Source organism: Gammaproteobacteria bacterium (genome assembly GCA_016199745.1).
In the GTDB taxonomy this organism is placed as follows: domain Bacteria; phylum Pseudomonadota; class Gammaproteobacteria; order Acidiferrobacterales; family Sulfurifustaceae; genus JACQFZ01.
This window is the reverse complement of record JACQFZ010000056.1, coordinates 160,558-179,080: the sequence shown is the minus strand read 5'-3', so window position 1 is coordinate 179,080 and position 18,523 is coordinate 160,558. Positions and strand designations below refer to the sequence as shown.

The 18,523-nt window shown below is 55.4% G+C and carries 16 protein-coding genes; 15 read left to right on the top strand and 1 reads right to left on the bottom strand.

The genetic code is table 11. The features are described 5' to 3' along the window. Window positions 1-609: 609 nt before the first annotated feature. The 11 genes from HY308_15475 to HY308_15425 all read left to right on the top strand — a co-directional run bounded on the left by HY308_15475 (window position 610) and on the right by HY308_15425 (window position 8,371). Window positions 610-1,161, top strand: coding sequence for a hypothetical protein (locus HY308_15475; protein ID MBI3899678.1), 552 nt, complete (start codon window positions 610-612; stop codon window positions 1,159-1,161). Between the two features lie 102 nt (window positions 1,162-1,263). After that, window positions 1,264-1,743 (top strand): hypothetical protein, encoded by a 480-nt coding sequence (locus HY308_15470; protein MBI3899677.1) that lies wholly within the window; start codon window positions 1,264-1,266, stop codon window positions 1,741-1,743. A 405-nt stretch (window positions 1,744-2,148) separates the two neighbouring features. Beyond that, entirely contained in the window at window positions 2,149-2,502 is a 354-nt protein-coding gene (locus HY308_15465; protein MBI3899676.1) for a YkgJ family cysteine cluster protein, read from the top strand. A 284-nt stretch (window positions 2,503-2,786) separates the two neighbouring features. Then, window positions 2,787-3,284, top strand: a complete 498-nt coding sequence (locus tag HY308_15460) for a VOC family protein (protein MBI3899675.1) — start codon at window positions 2,787-2,789, stop codon at window positions 3,282-3,284. A 47-nt stretch (window positions 3,285-3,331) separates the two neighbouring features. Next, complete coding sequence (locus HY308_15455; GenBank protein MBI3899674.1) at window positions 3,332-3,931, top strand: GNAT family N-acetyltransferase; 600 nt, start codon at window positions 3,332-3,334, stop codon at window positions 3,929-3,931. Between the two features lie 44 nt (window positions 3,932-3,975). Further along, window positions 3,976-4,539, top strand: a complete 564-nt coding sequence (locus tag HY308_15450; protein MBI3899673.1) for a chlorite dismutase family protein — start codon at window positions 3,976-3,978, stop codon at window positions 4,537-4,539. A 52-nt stretch (window positions 4,540-4,591) separates the two neighbouring features. Further along, on the top strand, window positions 4,592-4,936 hold the full coding sequence (locus HY308_15445; GenBank protein MBI3899672.1) for a VOC family protein: 345 nt from the start codon (window positions 4,592-4,594) through the stop codon (window positions 4,934-4,936). Window positions 4,937-5,110: 174 nt separating this feature from the next. After that, the gene (locus HY308_15440) at window positions 5,111-5,374 is read left to right on the top strand and encodes an MAPEG family protein (protein ID MBI3899671.1); all 264 of its coding nucleotides are present in this window, start codon (window positions 5,111-5,113) and stop codon (window positions 5,372-5,374) included. A gap of 60 nt (window positions 5,375-5,434) precedes the next feature. Further along, the gene (locus tag HY308_15435; GenBank protein ID MBI3899670.1) at window positions 5,435-6,235 is read left to right on the top strand and encodes an alpha/beta fold hydrolase; all 801 of its coding nucleotides are present in this window, start codon (window positions 5,435-5,437) and stop codon (window positions 6,233-6,235) included. A gap of 10 nt (window positions 6,236-6,245) precedes the next feature. Continuing rightward, window positions 6,246-6,752 (top strand): DUF1772 domain-containing protein, encoded by a 507-nt coding sequence (locus tag HY308_15430; protein ID MBI3899669.1) that lies wholly within the window; start codon window positions 6,246-6,248, stop codon window positions 6,750-6,752. 173 nt (window positions 6,753-6,925) lie between these two features. After that, window positions 6,926-8,371: a sigma-54-dependent Fis family transcriptional regulator gene (locus tag HY308_15425; protein ID MBI3899668.1), complete on the top strand. Its 1,446-nt coding sequence runs from the start codon at window positions 6,926-6,928 to the stop codon at window positions 8,369-8,371. 64 nt (window positions 8,372-8,435) lie between these two features. Here the strand turns inward: HY308_15425 and HY308_15420 are convergent, their stop codons facing one another. Beyond that, window positions 8,436-8,786 (bottom strand): SPW repeat protein, encoded by a 351-nt coding sequence (locus HY308_15420; GenBank protein ID MBI3899667.1) that lies wholly within the window; start codon window positions 8,784-8,786, stop codon window positions 8,436-8,438. Between the two features lie 148 nt (window positions 8,787-8,934). On the opposite strand from HY308_15420, the gene glgB reads away from it, so the two are divergent. The 4 genes from glgB to glgX all read left to right on the top strand — a co-directional run bounded on the left by glgB (window position 8,935) and on the right by glgX (window position 18,521). Continuing rightward, complete coding sequence (glgB, locus tag HY308_15415; GenBank protein ID MBI3899666.1) at window positions 8,935-10,863, top strand: 1,4-alpha-glucan branching protein GlgB; 1,929 nt, start codon at window positions 8,935-8,937, stop codon at window positions 10,861-10,863. Window positions 10,864-10,870: 7 nt separating this feature from the next. Then, a complete protein-coding gene (locus tag HY308_15410) occupies window positions 10,871-12,886 on the top strand; it encodes an alpha-1,4-glucan--maltose-1-phosphate maltosyltransferase (protein ID MBI3899665.1) in 2,016 nt (671 codons plus the stop codon). A gap of 97 nt (window positions 12,887-12,983) precedes the next feature. Then, a complete protein-coding gene (gene treS, locus HY308_15405) occupies window positions 12,984-16,334 on the top strand; it encodes a maltose alpha-D-glucosyltransferase (protein MBI3899664.1) in 3,351 nt (1,116 codons plus the stop codon). Between the two features lie 66 nt (window positions 16,335-16,400). Continuing rightward, on the top strand, window positions 16,401-18,521 hold the full coding sequence (gene glgX, locus HY308_15400; GenBank protein ID MBI3899663.1) for a glycogen debranching protein GlgX: 2,121 nt from the start codon (window positions 16,401-16,403) through the stop codon (window positions 18,519-18,521). The last annotated feature ends 2 nt before the right edge of the window (window positions 18,522-18,523 follow it).

Below are 18,523 nucleotides of genomic sequence, written 5' to 3'. Positions count from 1 at the left end.
CCGGCGGTGATTAGGATGCATTCGGGGCTAGCTCCCTGACGTGATGTGATGAGAGGGTTGTTTGGCGACTCCACCTTATCATTGGGGCTAGCCCTTTTTGTTTTTTACATTAGGGGGTTGGAGCTTAAGTAAGTGCCATTCCACTCCGCCCCCTTTAGTTTGGCTCGTCGTCCTTGAAGCGATCGCACCGACCGCTGCACGATCGACCGTGCCTGCACCGCCCTGATGCGACATCCGTGTACGTCATCGTCTCGACTCCTTCGCGCGTCACACGGCGCCACGAACCGATTCGTGCCAAACCTCCCTGGGTTGCCGTTTAGCAGTACACGCACGCTACATCGATCACCAACGTGCATGCCCGGTAACGATCATCAACCCATTGATGGGCGGTCGACTTTATCCGTAGATCCGTCTCATCGATTGACGACCCTCCGGTTGCACCTACAATTTCCATAAGCTCCGCCCGGGTGGGCGGTTTAGTTCAACAGGGTTTATCCGCCGCCGATACCGCCGCGGTAGGATTTGGTGTGGGAGGGGCGGTGGATAAACGCTATTCGTTGGGCAGATGAGCAATCCTACCGCTAACTTTTTCTTAACGGGAGATCAATAGTGAACCAAGCTTTCGATTACTTGGGATTGACGTTGGTGCCGTTGGCCATCGGCATGGCATCAGGCGGTCTTCTGGGTTACATCGTGGTCTTAGTCCTGCGAAGAATACGCGTGACAGCGGTCATGCGCTGCTGGGTCTCCGTATTGCCGTGGCGGACAGTGGTAATAGGTTTGGCGGTATCGAGCGTCGTTTATCCACTGGCTCCAATGTATTTTGGTCTGGGCACGATGGCAGCCAAAGTTTGTTTGACTGTTTTCACCTTCGTGGTTGCTTTCGCGCTAACACTACGATCGCTACTCATCGACACATCTGCCGTATCGTCAGTGTTACGTCTCGTCGGTCATGCCAGAACGCTGTCGGTCGTTACTACCTTTGCGGCGATTTATACCGCGGCTATGGGAAGCGGTGGACCAGGTAGCCTTATTATGTCGGGAATATCTCGGATCGAACTTGAGCCCATAACGGATGGAATGATAGTCGTAGTACTAGTCAGTGCGACGATAGATATCGTTCTAGGCATGCTGTCATGCTTGCTGGTAAAACCGAAATGACCTATCGAAGCCCAACAATCGGTTCCAGCCGACGCGTCGCTGCGCGGAGCGCGGCTGAACCTTAGCGTTGGGGATTCCATCAAGGGGGTTACAGGTGGCTTAATGCATGAGACAAACCAATATATGCGTGAGTACGCGTATCGGCCAAGATTTAGCCTGATAGCGATCTTTTCTACCGTTGTCTGTACTTATTTCGCGATATGGTTTTTTCAAAATGCTGTCCCCCTAGATTCTCGCAACTGGTTCGTTGTGGTTGCTTTGGTTATCGGAGCGATAGTTTCTGCTTTTAGGGTATTCATCGGTATTTTCGAGAAGAGAGGTACCTTGCGACTGACATCGCACGAGCTAATTGTTTCTGTTCCTTTTCGCCGCACTATTGAAACAGTTAAATTGGCGGAGATAGTTGAGATAGGTGCCCGAAAAGAGGGAAATGGCGAACCAAAATGGGCGTTGGCTCAGCGTCGTTGTCTTGATATCTGTTATGGCGACAAAATGCTAACTATCTTCGAGCGATATTTGTCAAATGATGCCGATTTAGATGAAATCTATGAATCACTTTGTGTCCTAAAGCAAAAGATCTGAACATGGGGAAAAGAAAATCAGGTCTGAAATTGCCCTTACTGGCCTGCCATTTCCGGAACTTCTGGGAATTTCCTTTTGGTTGGCGTTCTCGCTGCATTTGGTTTTTGGCGGAGATTTGGGTGGAGGTTACTCGCGAGGAGCGGAAGCCTGTGGTCGCACATGCCAAATTGCTCCAACGGATGCAAAAAACACGGTGCTAATTGCTAGTTGTTGTACGGAGAGAAGGAAATGAGCGATGAGACTTCTCGTTGGGTGGTGCTAGGAATGTCGCTCGCCTTTACTATTCTCGTCGCCAGATCGAATCAAGCAACGGAAGAAATCAAAAAAGAAGAATGCCTAACAATCTACCTCGCTCTATGATGATCATCATCGCTTTCGAATTACTCGATGTAGAAGGATAACCGCATGACCCATCACAGTCAGAAAATTCAATTCTTTCGCGAACGTATTCCATCGTTTGAATGTAAACCCGGATGCCATGATTGCTGTGGGCCAGTGACCGCCTCTACGGAAGAGATGGCGAGGTTGCCCATCAAGAGCGACGAAGCGCATGAGACGGCGCTTGCCAAGCTGAGCTGTCCGCATCTCGGTGAACACGGATGCACGGTCTATGAAGAACGCCCGTTGATCTGTCGTTTATTCGGAACGACGCCGCGGCTCCCGTGCCCGGTCGGTAAGCGGCCGGAGACGATGATCGACTCGCAAATAGAGCAGCAAATTTACCGATTTTTTGCGAGCACGCGTCACGTGCTGGTTTGAGGTATCAAGGATGAGGTTGCTGCGGCTCCTTGCGTAAGTCGTGTAATTGAGCGATGCGCAGTACTTTTCATCTACTACATACCTCATATATACCGCAGATTGCGGCTACCCAAAAACAGCGGAATGTGGGCAATTCTCTTCATCGAAAAAACATAGCTTTCGTGCACGACGAATAGTGGTAGCTCATTACTCCAAGTCGTGTCGATTTTTGTCTTCTCCGAACGACTAGCTGGTAGTACGGTCATCTTTCTTGACCCTCGTTAAACCCCACTAGGAGCAACGCCATGGCAAACGTTCAAAGGATTACACCCTGTTTATGGCTTGATACCCAAGCCGAAGACGCAGCAAGGGTTTACACCACTATCTTCAAAAATTCTAAAATCGTGAACATTAGTCGATATGGAGAAGCAGGCTACGAGATTCATGGAAAGCCAGCCGGAACCGTGTTGACCGTCGCCTTTGAACTCGATGGGCAGACGTTCACTGCGCTCAACGGCGGTCCGTTGTTCAAATTCAACGAGGCCATTTCGTTTCAAGTCAATTGCGAGAACCAGGAAGAAGTGGATTATTACTGGGAGAAACTTGCCGACGGCGGCGATGAAAGGGCGCAGCAGTGCGGTTGGCTCAAGGATAAATTCGGTGTTTCATGGCAAGTGGTTCCCGCCGTTTTACCCAAGATGCTCATGGATCCTAATCCTGAAAAATCTGAAAGAGTCATGAAGGCGATGTTGCAAATGAAGAAGATCGATATTAATAAGCTAAAGCGGGCATATGACGGATAGGACCGGCATGCTAGAGAAGACCGCGGTCGCTGCAGGCAAGGTGAAAAATGAAAATAGAGAAAATAGTCTTAGAAGGCGAAACGGTTCGGCTCGAGCCGCTAGCGCTTCGGCATGCGCCGGGACTTGCTAAAGCAATAGCTGATGGCGAGCTCTGGAAAATCTCAGTTACGGTAGTTCCTCATCCGGATGACTTAAGCCACTTTTTCGATGCCGCGGAATCCGCTTTCATCAACGGGAGAGAATTGGCATTTGCGGTTATCGATAAGGCTAGCGACGCAATTGCCGGAAGCACCCGCTTTAGGTGTATCGAATGTGCACATCGGCGAGTGGAGATCGGTTTTACTTTCCTTGGTAAGTCGTGGCAAAGAACACACGTTAACACCGAAGCGAAATATCTTATGCTTCGGCACGCGTTCGAGAGTTGGCAATGTAACCGCGTGGAATTGCTCACCGATGTGCTGAATACCTCATCGCGTAACGCTATCGTTCGTATCGGTGCAAAGGAAGAAGGAATTGTTCGCAGCCATATGGTCATGCGTGACGGCCGGGTTCGCGATTCGGTGATGTTTAGTATCGTGCGCAGTGAATGGCCCGTTGTTAAACAAGCACTAGAGCAAAGCCTAACGGGACGTAAGGTAAAGGGTTGATCCAGCGACTACCCCTGGTCCATTAACGGATCAGGAGGTTCCAAATGAATCGACGGCTTTTTAGTTTTCTCGGAGGGGAAGCAGGCGCTTGGCATGTGACGGGAATGAAAACGATCGTCGGCGATCCGCTCGCATTGGTAAAGTGTATAGATGTCGTCAACGGGGCAGTGGATAGCTCCCCCCAAAATAATCAATGGCTGCTGCGCGGAATCACCAGTAACGAACGTTATGTAATCCAGGAAGAAAAGCAGTTGCTGGTGGCGAAACAAGAAGGATCGGATCGTCCTGGCGCAACGATGGCGGCACTCATTCCGATTCGAAAAAATGCCTCGTGGTGGAGTCTCGCTCAAGACGAGCGTCGGGAGATATTGGAACGGCGATCGCAACATATTAAAACTGGGCTCAAATATCTGCCGGCGATAGCCCGGCGTTTACATCACTGCCGCGATCTAAGCGACAACGAGCCGTTCGATTTTCTGACTTGGTTCGAATACGCCCCCGTCGACGCTGCCGCATTCGATGAACTAACCGCCGAGTTACGCGAATCCTACGAGTGGTCCTATATCGATCGAGAAATCGATATTCGACTTTCGCGAGAGCCAGGCTGACGCTAGCATCGATGACTCGAAACAAGCGATTCCATAAAATCAGGGAGAGGTCATGCCACGTTTAGTAATGAAGCTTCAATTGCACCGAATCACGTTCTTTGTTGAAAATGTTGCCAACGCAACCGATTTTTATCGCGATACTCTCGGCCTATCGGTCGCGGAGATTCGAACGGGATGGTCTGCATTTAAAGTAAGTCGCAACGTTGAAATTGCGTTCCACGCCGGAAAGGGGAGGCAACCGCGTCTCGAATTTTCGACGGGCGCTGAATTGAGTGTGGCGCGCGAGTATTTCAATGAAAGAGGCGCTCGATTGGGACCGATAAAGCAACTCGCGGGTCGTAAGATGTGCGCTGGTAAGGATAAGGACGGCAACACGATTAGCATTACGCAGAATTGATTTGAATATTGACGTCTAATTCTCGGGGAGAAGACTCGTGCTTTACCCAATATTCGCCATGGTGTTCCTCACTTTTGTCGTGATGGGCATCGCCTTTACTGTTCGATTTAAGTCAGTCAGTTCCGGTGCGCTGCCGATAAATTTTTATCAGCTATACCAGGACGAGGGGCGCCGGTGCAAGTGGTAAAAACAACGCGGCACTTCGCCAATTTGTTCGAGATGCCGGTGTTATTTTATTTGGCGTGTGTGCTGTGCTTGGTCGTTGGTTTAACGAGCGGCGCGCTAGTCGTGCTGTCGTGGCTTTATGTGATTTTTAGAATATTGCACGCAACTATTCATTTAACGTACAACAACGTGCGGCATCGTTTGGCGGCATTCGTGGCGAGCAATATCTGCCTCATCGGTATCTGGGGCATTATTGTCGGTCACACTATTTAGAGATCGCCGCGAGGGCAGGTTAGAGCGCAGCAGAGGGAGTGTATGGATAGGTTTTTTTCAATGGGTTCGTTCTTATTCGTTATCGTACTTTCCGGTTGCGCCGGTTTGCCTGCCACCGAGACGGGTCGCATCGACGATCGTTCGGTCGAGTACGCGCAGATAACCCAAGCAGCGCCGGTGGTGGTGTTCGAGAATGGTTTGGCGGCGTCCATGAAGAGCTGGAGCAAGGTGTTTCCCGAGATCGGCAAGGATGCGACCGTTTTTGCCTACAACCGGCCGAGTTATGGTGATAGCGATCCGGTAGCGACGCCGCGCGATGGGGCACACGTCGTTGCCGAATTGCGCGTGCTTTTGCGTCACAAAGGCATGAATCCGCCCTATGTGCTGGTCGGCCATTCGCTGGGTGGTCTCTACATGCAGTTGTTCGCGCGGCGTTATCCGGATGAGGTGGCGGGACTGGTGTTGGTCGACTCCACTCATCCGGCGCAGTTCGACGGGTTCGGCGCACTGGAGAATTGGCCGTTCTGGACACGGATGCTGAAACTATTTTTAACGGATTTGCAGAAGCAGGAATTAGCGGCTGCTAAGAGCACTGGATTAGAGGTGCTGCATGCACCACCCTTTATTGGAAAGCCGATAATTATTTTGAGCGCAATTCAAGATTCGACATCTGAAATGGCACAGTTCGTCAAAGAAAAACAAACGGACTTCGTTCGGCTCTATCCAGGTAGCCGTCAGTTGTGGATCGATAGCGGACATTTTATTCAGCAGGACAAGCCCGAGGTGGTCATTACGGCGATCCGCGATATCCTGGCGCAGTATCGATCCACGGCGGGAAACGCTTTGACGATCCAGCGTTGAACCGGCAGAAATGAAAACGACTGATGTGGAAAACAGTGCGATCGCACTGGCGGCGATTATGCTCGGTGTGATGGCCGGATTTTTCTGGACGTACACTTTCAGCGTCAACCCGGCGATGCGCGAGGTGGACGGACAAACCTACGCGATCGTGCAGTCGCTGTTTAACCGGCATGTCAGAAACAACGGCATGTTCCTGTTGTTTTTCTTCGGCGGCGGCGTGGCGCCGCTGGTCGCCTTGTTGATTAATTATCGGCACGTCAGAACGGTGGCGTTCTGGTTAGTGGCGCTGGCGGCGGTTATTTATATCGCCGGTGTCATTGTGTTCACCATCAAGGTAAATATTCCGCTCAATTATTATGTTGAGTCGTGGCACCCGTCGTCCGTACCGAACGATTGGGCGGCTACCCGCGACGCTTGGAATCGCGCGAATGGAGTACGCGTCGTGACCTCGTTGACGGCATTCCTCCTGTCGTTGGCGGCGTTGGTTGTCAGAACCGCCGCCAGCTTCCGTCGCTAGCAGAGCCAATTTTTCCGGGAAAACGAGTGGCTGCCGCCTTTGCAGCAGCCCGATTTCGGCCGCCCGAGCATATTTTTACCCGGCAGAAGGGAAATTTTCGTGCCCTGGACTATGCTGAATGACATAGGCTCAGGGTCTGTAAGGCAATCGCGACTGAAGGGGGAACCTTGGATATATCCGGGAAGGGACTGCTTTTGATCGACGCCGATGATGGGCGCCGGCAGCAATTAAAAGGACTTTTAGAATCGTTGAACTGCGGGCCGGTGATGCTTTGCAGTCCGCACGAATGGCGTTATCGCATCGAGAACAGCGAGCACGTGTACGCAGTGTTGCTCGGTCCGTGTCCAGGGCCGGCGGAACAGCTCGGCCTGTACGACGCGCTGCGCGAATGGCGACCGCAACTGCCGGTGCTGTTGTATCACGGCCGCGATCGGTCGGTGCCGTTGATGCCTGAGCAGGGCGTCGGATTCTTCGTGCGCGTGTTCGAATGGCCGGTTGCTGGTATTCCGCTGCAACGGTTGGTCGAGCAGGCTGTGGAGTACGCGCTCGAACAACGAGTCGCCAGCGGTCGCAGCCCGGAATTATTCCGCGCCCTGGTCGGCAAGAGCGAAGGCGTGCGGCATGTGCGCGAGCTCATTGATCGCGTGTCGACGACCGATGCGACCGTGCTGATTCTCGGTGAATCCGGCACCGGCAAAGAAGTCGTCGCTCGCAATCTGCACTATCACTCGCCGCGTCGCGGCAAGTCGTTCCTCGCCGTCAACTGCGGCGCTATCCCGAGCGAGTTATTGGAAAGCGAATTGATGGGCCACGAGAAGGGCGCATTTACCGGCGCCATTAGTACGCGTCAAGGACGCTTCGAATTGGCTGAAGGCGGCACGTTGTTCCTGGACGAAATTGGCGACATGAGCCTGGCGATGCAGGTGAAGCTGTTACGCGTAATCGAAGAACGAACGTTCGAGCGCGTCGGCGGTAACCGCAGCATTCGCGCCGACGTGCGTTTGATTGCGGCAACGCATCGTAATCTCGAGCGCAGTATTCAAGAAGGGCGATTTCGCGAAGATTTGTTTTATCGATTGAATGTGTTTCCGATTAACATGCCGCCGCTGCGTCAGCGCACCGAAGATCTGCCGCTGCTGGTGGCCGAACTCAACGCGCGATTGATGCGCGAGCGTCACACTTGTGTGCGTTTTTCGGCGGCGGCGATGAATGCCATGCAGCAGTACCGTTGGCCGGGTAATGTGCGCGAGTTGGCGAATCTGGTTGAACGTCTGGCGATTTTATTTCCCAATGGCATGGTCGAGCTTGCTGACTTGCCGGCGCGCTATCGTGAACCGGAGCCAGCGACGCCGGAACTGTCGATCGACGACAATCAGCGCGCCGTGGCGACCACGGTCAAGCTGCCGCCCGGCGGTCTCGATCTGAAAGAGCATCTCAACAATATCGAGTATTCGCTGATTATGCAGGCGTTAAGCGAGGCCGGTGGTGTGGTCGCACATGCGGCCAGTTTGTTGAAGTTGCCACGCACGACGCTGATTGAGAAGCTACGAAAATACGGCGTTCGCGGCGAAGGTTCGCGCGATCGAGAAGTTACGCCGCCGTCGGCGACGTTGAACTAAGAACTGGAATCATTTCCCCTCTCCATGGCTGGAAAGGGGAAACCTGCCAAGTACTCTGTTTTTGTTAACTGGTGATCCGCTTCCGCTGAAGATTGGGTCCGTATATCACCATCAGTGCATCCGCGCCGATTAGCAATCCTACGATCACATGATTCCACGTGGGTGTGGAGTTGTGCGAATACCGCAGTACGAATGGCGAGATTATTAGCCACACACCTAGCGCAAGATTGACCCATTCTTCCCACCTGCGCGGATCGCGCAGCGCCATGATGGCGAATATCGCGACACCGATGCCGAGAATGTATGAGTTGCGGGCAGCGACCATATGGTCGGCATAGCCGAGAATAAACGGCGAAATAAGCAGCCATATTCCAAGAACCAGTATCAATCCGTCTTGCCATCGTCTCTGTTTCATGTAGGCCTCCAGTAGGTTGCATGAATACTCGACAGTTATTGAGACACGCCATTGCTTCATCGAGTTCCTATATCAGTGCATCTACGCATTTGCTGTCCTCGGGAACATCCGGTATTTTCCAACAACGTTCGTCGGGGAGTCGAAAGAAATGCAGGAAGCAGGGGAAATAAAATTGCCGGAGCACATTCGTCGTAGCCGCTTTAGCGAGTACGACATTTATTTGCTTCGTGAAGGTAGCCACACTCGACTCTACGAGAAATTCGGTGCGCACTTAGTGACGCACGATGGTGTCGACGGTGCTAGTTTTGCCGTGTGGGCACCCAATGCCGCGCAGGTCGCCGTCATCGGCGACTTTAATCAGTGGAATCCAGCGGCGCAGCCGTTACGTCCGCGCGGTGATGAATCCGGTATTTGGGAAGGGTTCGTGCCCGGCGTTAAAGCGGGGGCGTCATATAAGTATCACGTTATTTCCCGCTACCACGATTTCCGCATCGACAAAGCCGATCCATTCGCGTGTTGCTTTGAGCAGCCCGGCGGTACTGCGTCGGTGGTGTGGCCGCTCGATTACAAGTGGAGTGATGACGACTGGATGCGCGAGCGCCGGCACGCCAACGCTTTATCGGCGCCGATGGCGATTTACGAATTACACATCGGCTCGTGGCGACGCGTGCCGGAAGAGGGCAATCGCTCGCTGAGTTATCGCGAGCTGGCGGAGCAGCTGCCGGATTATCTCGCGCAAATGGGTTACACCCATGTCGAGTTTCTGCCGGTAACGGAGCATCCGTTTTACGGCTCGTGGGGTTATCAAGCCACTGGCTATTTTGCGCCGACGTCCCGTTATGGCACGCCGCAGGATTTCATGCATTTGGTCGATCGGCTGCACCAGCGCGGCATCGGCGTCATTCTCGATTGGGTACCGTCGCATTTTCCGAGCGACGGCCACGGCCTTGCCTATTTCGACGGCACACATCTGTACGAACATGCCGATCCGCGCCAAGGATTCCATCCGGAGTGGAAAAGTTACATCTTTAACTATGGCCGCGCCGAAGTCCGCGCCTTTCTCACAAGCAGCGCCGTTTTTTGGTTGAACAAATATCACATCGACGGATTACGCGTGGACGCGGTCGCGTCGATGCTCTACCTCGATTACTCGCGCAAAGCCGGCGAGTGGATTCCGAATGCGCGCGGCGGCAAGGAAAATCTGGAGGCGATTGTTTTTCTACGCCACTTGAACGAGACCGCCTACCGCGAACAGCCCGACATACAAATGATCGCCGAGGAATCGACCGCTTGGCCGATGGTGACGCGGCCGACGAGCATCGGCGGTCTCGGTTTCGGTTTGAAGTGGAACATGGGCTGGATGCACGACACGCTCGACTTCGCGGCATGCGATCCACTGTATCGCAAGTATCACCATAACCAGCTGACCTTCGGTATCTGGTACGCGTTCTCGGAAAACTTTGTGCTGCCGTTGTCGCACGACGAAGTGGTCCATGGTAAGGGGTCGCTCATCGGCAAGATGCCAGGCGACGATTGGCAAAAGTTCGCCAATCTACGGCTGCTATTCGGCTACATGTACACGCACCCGGGTAAGAAGCTCATGTTTATGGGCGACGAGTTCGCGCAATGGCGCGAGTGGAACCACGACAACAGCCTTGATTGGCACTTGCTCAACGATTCGCGGCACGGCGGCTTACAACAATGGGTGCGTGATCTGAACTGGCTCTATCGCGATCAACCGGCGTTGCACGCGCTCGATCACGACCATGCCGGTTTTGAGTGGGTCGATTTTCACGATGCCGAGCAATCGGTGGTGAGTTTTCTACGGCGCGGCGGCGACGATGAGCTGTTGGTGATCTGCAATTTCACGCCGATGCCGCGGCATAATTATCGCATCGGCGTGCCGAGCAACGGTTATTGGTGCGAGCGCTTGAACAGCGACGCGCCGCAGTACGGCGGCGCCAGTTTCGGTAATCTCGGTGGTGTCGAAGCGGCGCCGATCCCGGCGCACGGACATCGCTATTCGCTATCGCTGACATTGCCGCCGCTCGGCGTGTTGGTGTTGGCGCCGTCATAGGCTAAGCATGCGCGACCCAGGGAGTCTTACCCCGACCGGAGCTGTCGGACGCCAGCGGGTCGTGATCGACCGCCTAACGCCGAGCGTCGATCGTGGCCGTTATCCGATTAAGCGTATCGTCGGCGATCGTGTCGACGTCGAACTCGACGCGTTTGCCGATGGTCACGAGGCTATCGTCTGCGTGCTGCGCTATCGCAAACACGGCAACGAGCTGTGGAGCGAGACGCCGATGCGTGCGCTCGGTAACGATCGCTGGTCGGCGAGCTTCGTGGTCGATGAAGTCGGCCGCTACGACTACACCGCCGTCGGTTGGGTCGATGGCTTTCTTACCTGGCGACGCGAGCTGCAAAAACGCATCAGTGCCGAACAAGATTTAACAGTACCGTTCCTCATGGGTGCGCGTTTAGCCGAGGCCGTGGCGGCGCGCGCACGTGGTGCCGATGCGGCGCGCTTGGCGCAGCTCGTCGGTATCCTGCGCGGCCAAGGCAGCGCTGCCGCACGCAGCACGACGGCATTGAGCGACGAACTGTTGAGCTTGATGACGCGCTACCCGGATCGCAGCGTGGCGACGCTTTACCAGCCCGAACTCAGTGTCGTCGTCGACCGCGAACGTGCCGGCTTTAGCGCCTGGTACGAATTCTTTCCGCGCTCGTGCACTGACGACGCAACGCGCCACGGTCGTTTTGTCGACTGCGAACCGCGACTCGCGGCCGCGGCGGCCATGGGCTTCGACGTCGTGTACTTACCGCCAATTCATCCGATCGGCCGTGCCCATCGCAAAGGCAAGAACAACACTGAGACCGCCGCGCCGGGTGACACCGGCAGCCCATGGGCGATCGGCGCCAGCGAAGGCGGGCATTGTGCGATCCATTCCGAGCTCGGTACGCTCAACGATTTTCAGCGGTTCGTCGCCGCCGCCGCCAAGCACGGGCTCGAGGTGGCGTTGGATCTGGCGTTTCAATGCTCGCCTGATCATCCGTACGTGCGCGAACATCCGGAATGGTTTCTGCAACGACCGGACGGTACCGTGCAATACGCCGAGAATCCGCCGAAGAAATATCAAGACATTTATCCGCTGTATTTCGAAACCGACGCCTGGAAAAGTTTGTGGGAAGAGTTGACGTCGGTCGTGTTCTTTTGGATCGAGCAGGGCATTCGTATTTTTCGCGTCGACAATCCGCATACCAAACCGTTCGCGTTTTGGGAATATTTGATCGATCAGGTGAAGCAGCGTCAGCCGGAGGTCGTCTTCTTGTCGGAGGCGTTTACGCGGCCGTCGGTCATGTATCGACTTGCGAAGATCGGCTTCTCACAGTCGTACACTTATTTCACGTGGCGCAATACCAAGTGGGAATTGACGAATTACTTCACCGAGCTGACGCAGACCGAGCTGCGCGAATATTTTCGGCCGAATCTATGGCCCAACACGCCCGACATTCTGAATGAATATCTGCAGCTCGGCGGCCGGCCGGCATTCATGACGCGCTTGGTGTTGGCAGCCACCCTCGGTGCGAATTACGGAATCTACGGCCCGGCGTTCGAGCTTAGCGAAGCGCGGTCGCGCGAGCCGGGCAGCGAGGAATACCTCGATTCCGAGAAGTATCAAATCCGCGTCTGGCCGGTGACGCGGCCCGACAGCCTGAACGATTTTATCGCTCGCGTGAATCGCATCCGCCGGCAGAACTCGGCGTTACACAGCGATCGCAATCTGCGGTTCCATGCAATCGATAACGACATGCTGATTTGTTACAGCAAGCTAAGCGCCGACCGCAGCAACGCCGTATTGGTGGTGGTCAATCTCGATCCGCATCACGTGCAATCGGGTTGGGTACATTTGCCGCTGGCTGATCTCGGGCTCGATCCAGCGCAGTCGTTCCAGGCGCACGATTTGTTGTCGGACGCGCGTTATCTCTGGAGCGGCGCTGACAATTACATCGAGCTCAATCCGCATGTCGTACCGGCGCATATCTTTCGGCTGCGCCGGCGGGCGCGGTCGGAGCGGGATTTTGATTACTACTTGTGAAAAGGGGATACGTGAACAGACAGAAAATTGTAGAACACAGCGCCACTCCCTCACGGACAGCCAGGCGCGCTAGGTTTTCGCAGGGACGGCGTTAAGCATGTCGCAACAATCCTCAAGCCTGGACGACGATTCCTTATGGTACAAAGACGCCGTCATCTATCAGCTACACGTTAAGGCGTTTTACGACAGCAACGGCGACGGTGTCGGTGACTTTCAAGGATTGATCGAGCGACTCGATTACGTACGCGACCTTGGCGTCAATTGCATATGGATCCTGCCGTTCTATCCGTCGCCGTTGCGCGATGACGGCTACGATATCGCCGACTATCGTAACGTCCATCCGCATTACGGCACGATGGCCGACTTCCGCGAGTTCGTGCGCGAAGCGCATGCGCGCGGTCTGCGAGTCATCACCGAGATGGTGCTGAATCACACCTCCGATCAACATCCGTGGTTCCAGTCGGCGCGGCGGGCGACGCCCGGGTCGTCGCGGCGCAATTTTTATGTCTGGAGCGACGACGACAAGAAATATAGCGGCACGCGCATCATCTTTCGCGATACCGAGACATCGAATTGGGCATGGGACCCGGTAGCGCGACAGTATTATTGGCATCGTTTCTTTTCGCATCAACCTGATCTCAACTTCGATAATCCGCAAGTCGTGCGCGCGGTTACTGCAGTCATGCGCTTTTGGTTGGATGCCGGTGTCGACGGCATGCGTCTCGACGCCATTCCCTATTTGTGCGAGCGCGAAGGTACGAACAACGAGAACCTGCCGGAAACGCATGAGATGCTGAAACAGCTTCGATCGCAGCTCGATGCGCGCCATAAGGACCGTATGTTCTTGGCCGAGGCGAATCAGTGGCCGGAAGACGTGCGCTCGTACTTCGGCGACGGCGACGAGTGCCACATGGCGTTTCACTTTCCATTGATGCCGCGCATTTACATGGCGGTCGCGCAAGAGGATCGCCATCCGATCGGTGAAATCTTGGAGCAGACGCCGGATATTCCGGACAACTGCCAGTGGGCGATTTTTCTGCGCAACCACGATGAGCTCACGCTCGAAATGGTTACCGACTACGAACGCGATTACATGTACCAGGTCTACGCCAACGACCCGCGCATGCGCTTGAATCTCGGCATTCGTCGGCGGTTGGCGCCGTTGGTCGACAACGACGTCGAGCGCATCAAGCTGCTCAACAATTTGTTGTTGTCGCTTATCGGTAGCCCGGTTCTTTATTATGGCGACGAGCTTGGTATGGGCGACAACATTTTTTTGGGCGATCGCAACGGTGTGCGCACGCCGATGCAGTGGAGCCCGGATCGTAACGCTGGTTTTTCGCGGGCCGATCCGGCGCGGCTATATCTGCCGCCGATCATGGACCCGATTTATGGCTATGAAGCGGTCAACGTCGAAGCGCAGACGCGCGATCCTTATTCGCTGCTCAACTGGATGAAGCGCCTAATTGCGGTACGCAAGGCGCATAAGGCATTTGGCCGCGGTACGTTGCGCTTTCTACGGCCAGGTAATCGCAAGATTTTGGCCTATCTGCGCGAGTACAACGGCGAGAGCATTCTTTGCGTGTCTAATCTGTCGCGTGCGGCGCAGCCGGTTGAGCTTGACCTATCGGCTTACAAAGCGCGTGTGCCGGTGGAGATGCTTGGACGTACGACCTTTCCGCCGATCGGCGAATTGCCGTACCTGCTGACGTTGCCCGGATACGGTTTCTATTGGTTTCTGTTATCGGCCGACGCCCAGGTGCCGCGTTGGCACCAAGAGATGTTGCCGCCGCTCGAATTGCCGTGGCTGGTGATGTTCGCCGGTTGGCGCTCGCTGTATCCGGATCTCGTTGGCAAGACCGATCGGATTCAGCGGCCGATGGCGGAGAAGTTGCGGCGTGCGCTTGAGCGCGACATTTTGCCGCGTTTCATTGTTGGTCAGCGTTGGTATTCGGAGAAGGGCAAGTCGCTCGAGCGCGCCGAGCTGATCGCTTCGGCGGAATGGGGCGAGGCGACCTACAGCGCGCTGATCGCGTTGGTGCGCACGGTGACGACAGATTCGCAGGGTAGTTACTTCCTGCCGTTGTCGATCGTTTGGGGCGAGATCACCGACGAGCACGTGCGTCCGCTGTTGCCGCGGGCGTTGGCGCGAGTGCGGCGCGGTCCGCGCGTCGGCGTGTTGGTCGATGCGCTGGCGCATGACGATTTTTGCCGGGCGTTGGTGCGTGCCATGGGTTTGCGGCAGGAATTGGCGTTCGATCAGGGGCGCATGCGTTTCGCGGCGACGGCGGTGTTCGAACGCTTAGTCGGCGACGTCGCTGCCCTGCCGGTACGGTCGCTCGGACTTGAACAGAGTAATTCATCCGTTATCTTGGCCGATCGATTAATTCTTAAAGTGTATCGGCGCTTCGAAGAGGGTGTGAATCCGGATCTCGAGATCGGTCGGTTTTTGACCGAAGTCTCGCCGTTCGCGCACATTCCGCCGCTTGCCGGTTATCTCGAATTCCGCAGCGCCAACGGCAGCCACACCACGTTGGCACTGTTGCAAGGTTATATCGCCAATCAAGGCGACGGTTGGGTTTATACCATCGGTTTTCTCGAGCGCCATCTGGAGGCGCAGCGTAGTCAGCAGGGAGAAGACAAAGGTCTGCAGCAGCAGGCGTACAACACTTTATATATGACGCTGGTGCGTACGCTCGGACAGCGCATCGGCGAGCTGCATCAGGCGTTGTCACGTGCGCATGGTGATCCGGCATTCGAGCCGGAACGAGTCGAGCCGGCGGAATACGAGGGATGGTGGCGTCGTGTGCAGACCGACGTCGCCAGCACTCTTGCCAAGTTGAAACAGCGACGCGACGGTTTGGGCGCGGTGACGCAATCCCTAGTTGATCGTTTGCTCGAACGCGAAGCTGAATTGATCGCTGGTATCGGCGTACCGCCGCCGATCGAGGTGCTCAAAATGCGTTATCACGGCGACTTACATCTCGGTCAAGTGTTGCTCGTTAAAAACGATTTTGTTATCACCGATTTCGAAGGCGAGCCGGCGCGGCCGTTGGCCGAACGCCGCGCCAAGCATTCGGCGTTGCGCGATGTCGCCGGCGTGTTGCGCTCGTTTAATTACGCGGCGTATCACGCATTGCGTCGATTGACGGCGGAGCGTCCGGATGACTATGCCGTACTCGAACCGTTGGCGCGCGATTGGGAAGCGACGGTACGCGAGCGGTTGCTCGATGGTTACCGCGAGGCCGCTACCGGTGCCGCGGCGTTACCCAGCGAGCCGGCACATGCGCAAGCATTGATCCAACTTTTCATCGTCGAGAAGATGCTTTACGAGTTGCGTTATGAGCTCGACAATCGACCGGCGTGGGTCGATATTCCCGTGCGCGGTCTGTTGGCATTCCTGGGTGATCGCGCGCCGACCATATCTCCCGAACTGCATTCCGTGTAGGCTGCCGACGACGTTCCGGCGGGGCGCAACGATTTTGTTATTCTAAAAACGAAGGAATGCAAAGGAATGTTGAGTGACAAGATCGCGGTATGGCGCGGCCAGCCATACCCATTAGGCGCGACTTGGGATGGAGAGGGCGTTAACTTCTCGCTCTTTTCCGAACACGCAGAAAAGGTCGAGCTTTGTTTGTTCGATCCGAAAGGCCGGCGCGAAATCGCGCGCGTACCGGTGGAATGGCAAACCGATCAAGCGTGGCACTGTTACTTACCGGAGATACGGCCCGGTCAGCTCTACGGCTATCGTGTGTATGGACCGTACAAGCCGGAAGAAGGATTTCGCTTCAATCCTTATAAGTTACTGCTCGATCCTTACGCCAAGGTGCTCGTCGGTGACATCAAATGGAGCGACGCGCATTTCGGATATCGCGTCGGCGCCAAGCAAGCGGATCTCTCGTTCGACAAGCGCGACAACGCTTCCGGCATGTTGAAGTGCAAAGTGATCGATCCTGCATTTAGTTGGGGCAACGATCGTTCGCCGCATACGCCTTGGCACGATACGGTGATCTACGAAGCGCACGTCAAAGGCCTGACGGCGTTGTACCCCGATGTGCCACCGCACTTGCGCGGCACCTATGCCGGTCTGGCGACCGAGCCGGTGTTGGATCATTTCAAACGTCTCGGCATTACCGCCGTCGAGCTGATGCCGGTGCATGCGTTCGCCGACGATCGACTGCTAGTCGCCAAGGGATTGCGTAATTACTGGGGCTACAACTCGATCGGCTTCTTCGCGCCCGATATGCGCTATTCGGCGATGGGCACCATCGGCGAATTCAAGACCATGGTGAAGCGATTACATTCGGCCGGCATCGAAGTCATTCTCGATGTGGTTTACAACCACACCGCCGAAGGCAATCAGCTCGGGCCGACGTTGTCGTTCCGCGGCATCGACAACACGTCTTACTATCGGCTTTCGCCCGAAGATCCGCGCTACTACATGGATTACACCGGTTGCGGCAACACGCTCAACATGCGCCATCCGCGTGTGCTGCAACTGATCATGGATTCGTTGCGTTATTGGGTGCAGGAGATGCACATTGACGGCTTCCGTTTCGATCTCGCCTCGGCATTGGCGCGCGAGCTGCACGAAGTCGATCGATTGGGCGCGTTCTTCGACATCATCCATCAAGACCCGGTGTTGTCGCAGGTGAAGCTGATCGCCGAGCCGTGGGATTTGGGCGAGGGCGGTTATCAGGTCGGAAATTTTCCGGTCGGTTGGACCGAGTGGAACGGTAAATATCGCGACACCGTTCGGTCCTATTGGAAGGGCGACGGCGGACAGATCGGCGAGCTCGCGTATCGGATCTCCGGCTCCAGCGATTTGTACGAGCGCGGCGGGCGCAAGCCATATGCCAGCATCAATCTCGTCACCGCGCACGACGGTTTCACGCTGCACGATCTCGTCAGCTACAACGGCAAGCACAACGAGGCCAATCAAGAAGACAACCGCGACGGCAGCGATCATAACCTCAGCTGGAACTGCGGCGCCGAAGGTCTGACCGACGACCCGCAAGTTAAAGAGCTACGGTTGCGCCAGAAACGCAATTTATTGGCGACACTGTTCCTGTCGCAAGGCGTGCCGATGTTGCTTGCCGGCGATGAAATGGGTCACACCCAATTGGGAAACAATAACGCCTATTGCCAGGACAACGAGATCAGCTGGCTGCATTGGTATTTTAAGCCGGAGGACCAAGAGCTATTGACGTTCACACGCAATCTCATCGCATTGCGGCGGACGCACCCGGTATTTCATCGGCGCTCGTTCTTTCAAGGGCGCGACATCAAGGGTATCGGCAAGAAGGACATCATTTGGTTGCGTCCCGACGGCGGCGAGATGACCGATGAGGAGTGGTCCAACGCCAACGCGTCTTGCCTCGGATTATTTTTATCCGGCGAGGCGATCCACGAACAGGACGAACGCGGGCGACCGTTACAGGATAACGACTTTCTATTGTTGCTCAATGCTTATCACGAGACGATCAGCTTCACCTTGCCGAGCTTCGCTAGTTTCACCGGCTGGGAAGTTGCGATCGACACATTCGCCAGCGAACGCCTTACGCAGCGGCATGCAGCGGGCGAGATTTATCCGCTCGAAGGTCGGTCGTTGGTGTTGTTGAAGCAAGTGCCATAACG

Bases quoted from the DNA above. Each gene is read 5' to 3' on its own strand.
- HY308_15470 (MBI3899677.1), top strand. From the start codon at position 1,264: ATGCATGAGACAAACCAATATATGCGTGAGTACGCGTATCGGCCAAGA.
- HY308_15465 (MBI3899676.1), top strand. From the start codon at position 2,149: ATGACCCATCACAGTCAGAAAATTCAATTCTTTCGCGAACGTATTCCA.
- HY308_15460 (MBI3899675.1), top strand. From the start codon at position 2,787: ATGGCAAACGTTCAAAGGATTACACCCTGTTTATGGCTTGATACCCAA.
- HY308_15455 (MBI3899674.1), top strand. From the start codon at position 3,332: ATGAAAATAGAGAAAATAGTCTTAGAAGGCGAAACGGTTCGGCTCGAG.
- HY308_15450 (MBI3899673.1), top strand. From the start codon at position 3,976: ATGAATCGACGGCTTTTTAGTTTTCTCGGAGGGGAAGCAGGCGCTTGG.
- HY308_15445 (MBI3899672.1), top strand. From the start codon at position 4,592: ATGCCACGTTTAGTAATGAAGCTTCAATTGCACCGAATCACGTTCTTT.
- HY308_15435 (MBI3899670.1), top strand. From the start codon at position 5,435: ATGGGTTCGTTCTTATTCGTTATCGTACTTTCCGGTTGCGCCGGTTTG.
- HY308_15430 (MBI3899669.1), top strand. From the start codon at position 6,246: ATGAAAACGACTGATGTGGAAAACAGTGCGATCGCACTGGCGGCGATT.
- HY308_15420 (MBI3899667.1), bottom strand. From the start codon at position 8,786: ATGAAACAGAGACGATGGCAAGACGGATTGATACTGGTTCTTGGAATA.
- glgB (MBI3899666.1), top strand. From the start codon at position 8,935: ATGCAGGAAGCAGGGGAAATAAAATTGCCGGAGCACATTCGTCGTAGC.
- HY308_15410 (MBI3899665.1), top strand. From the start codon at position 10,871: ATGCGCGACCCAGGGAGTCTTACCCCGACCGGAGCTGTCGGACGCCAG.
- treS (MBI3899664.1), top strand. From the start codon at position 12,984: ATGTCGCAACAATCCTCAAGCCTGGACGACGATTCCTTATGGTACAAA.
- glgX (MBI3899663.1), top strand. From the start codon at position 16,401: ATGTTGAGTGACAAGATCGCGGTATGGCGCGGCCAGCCATACCCATTA.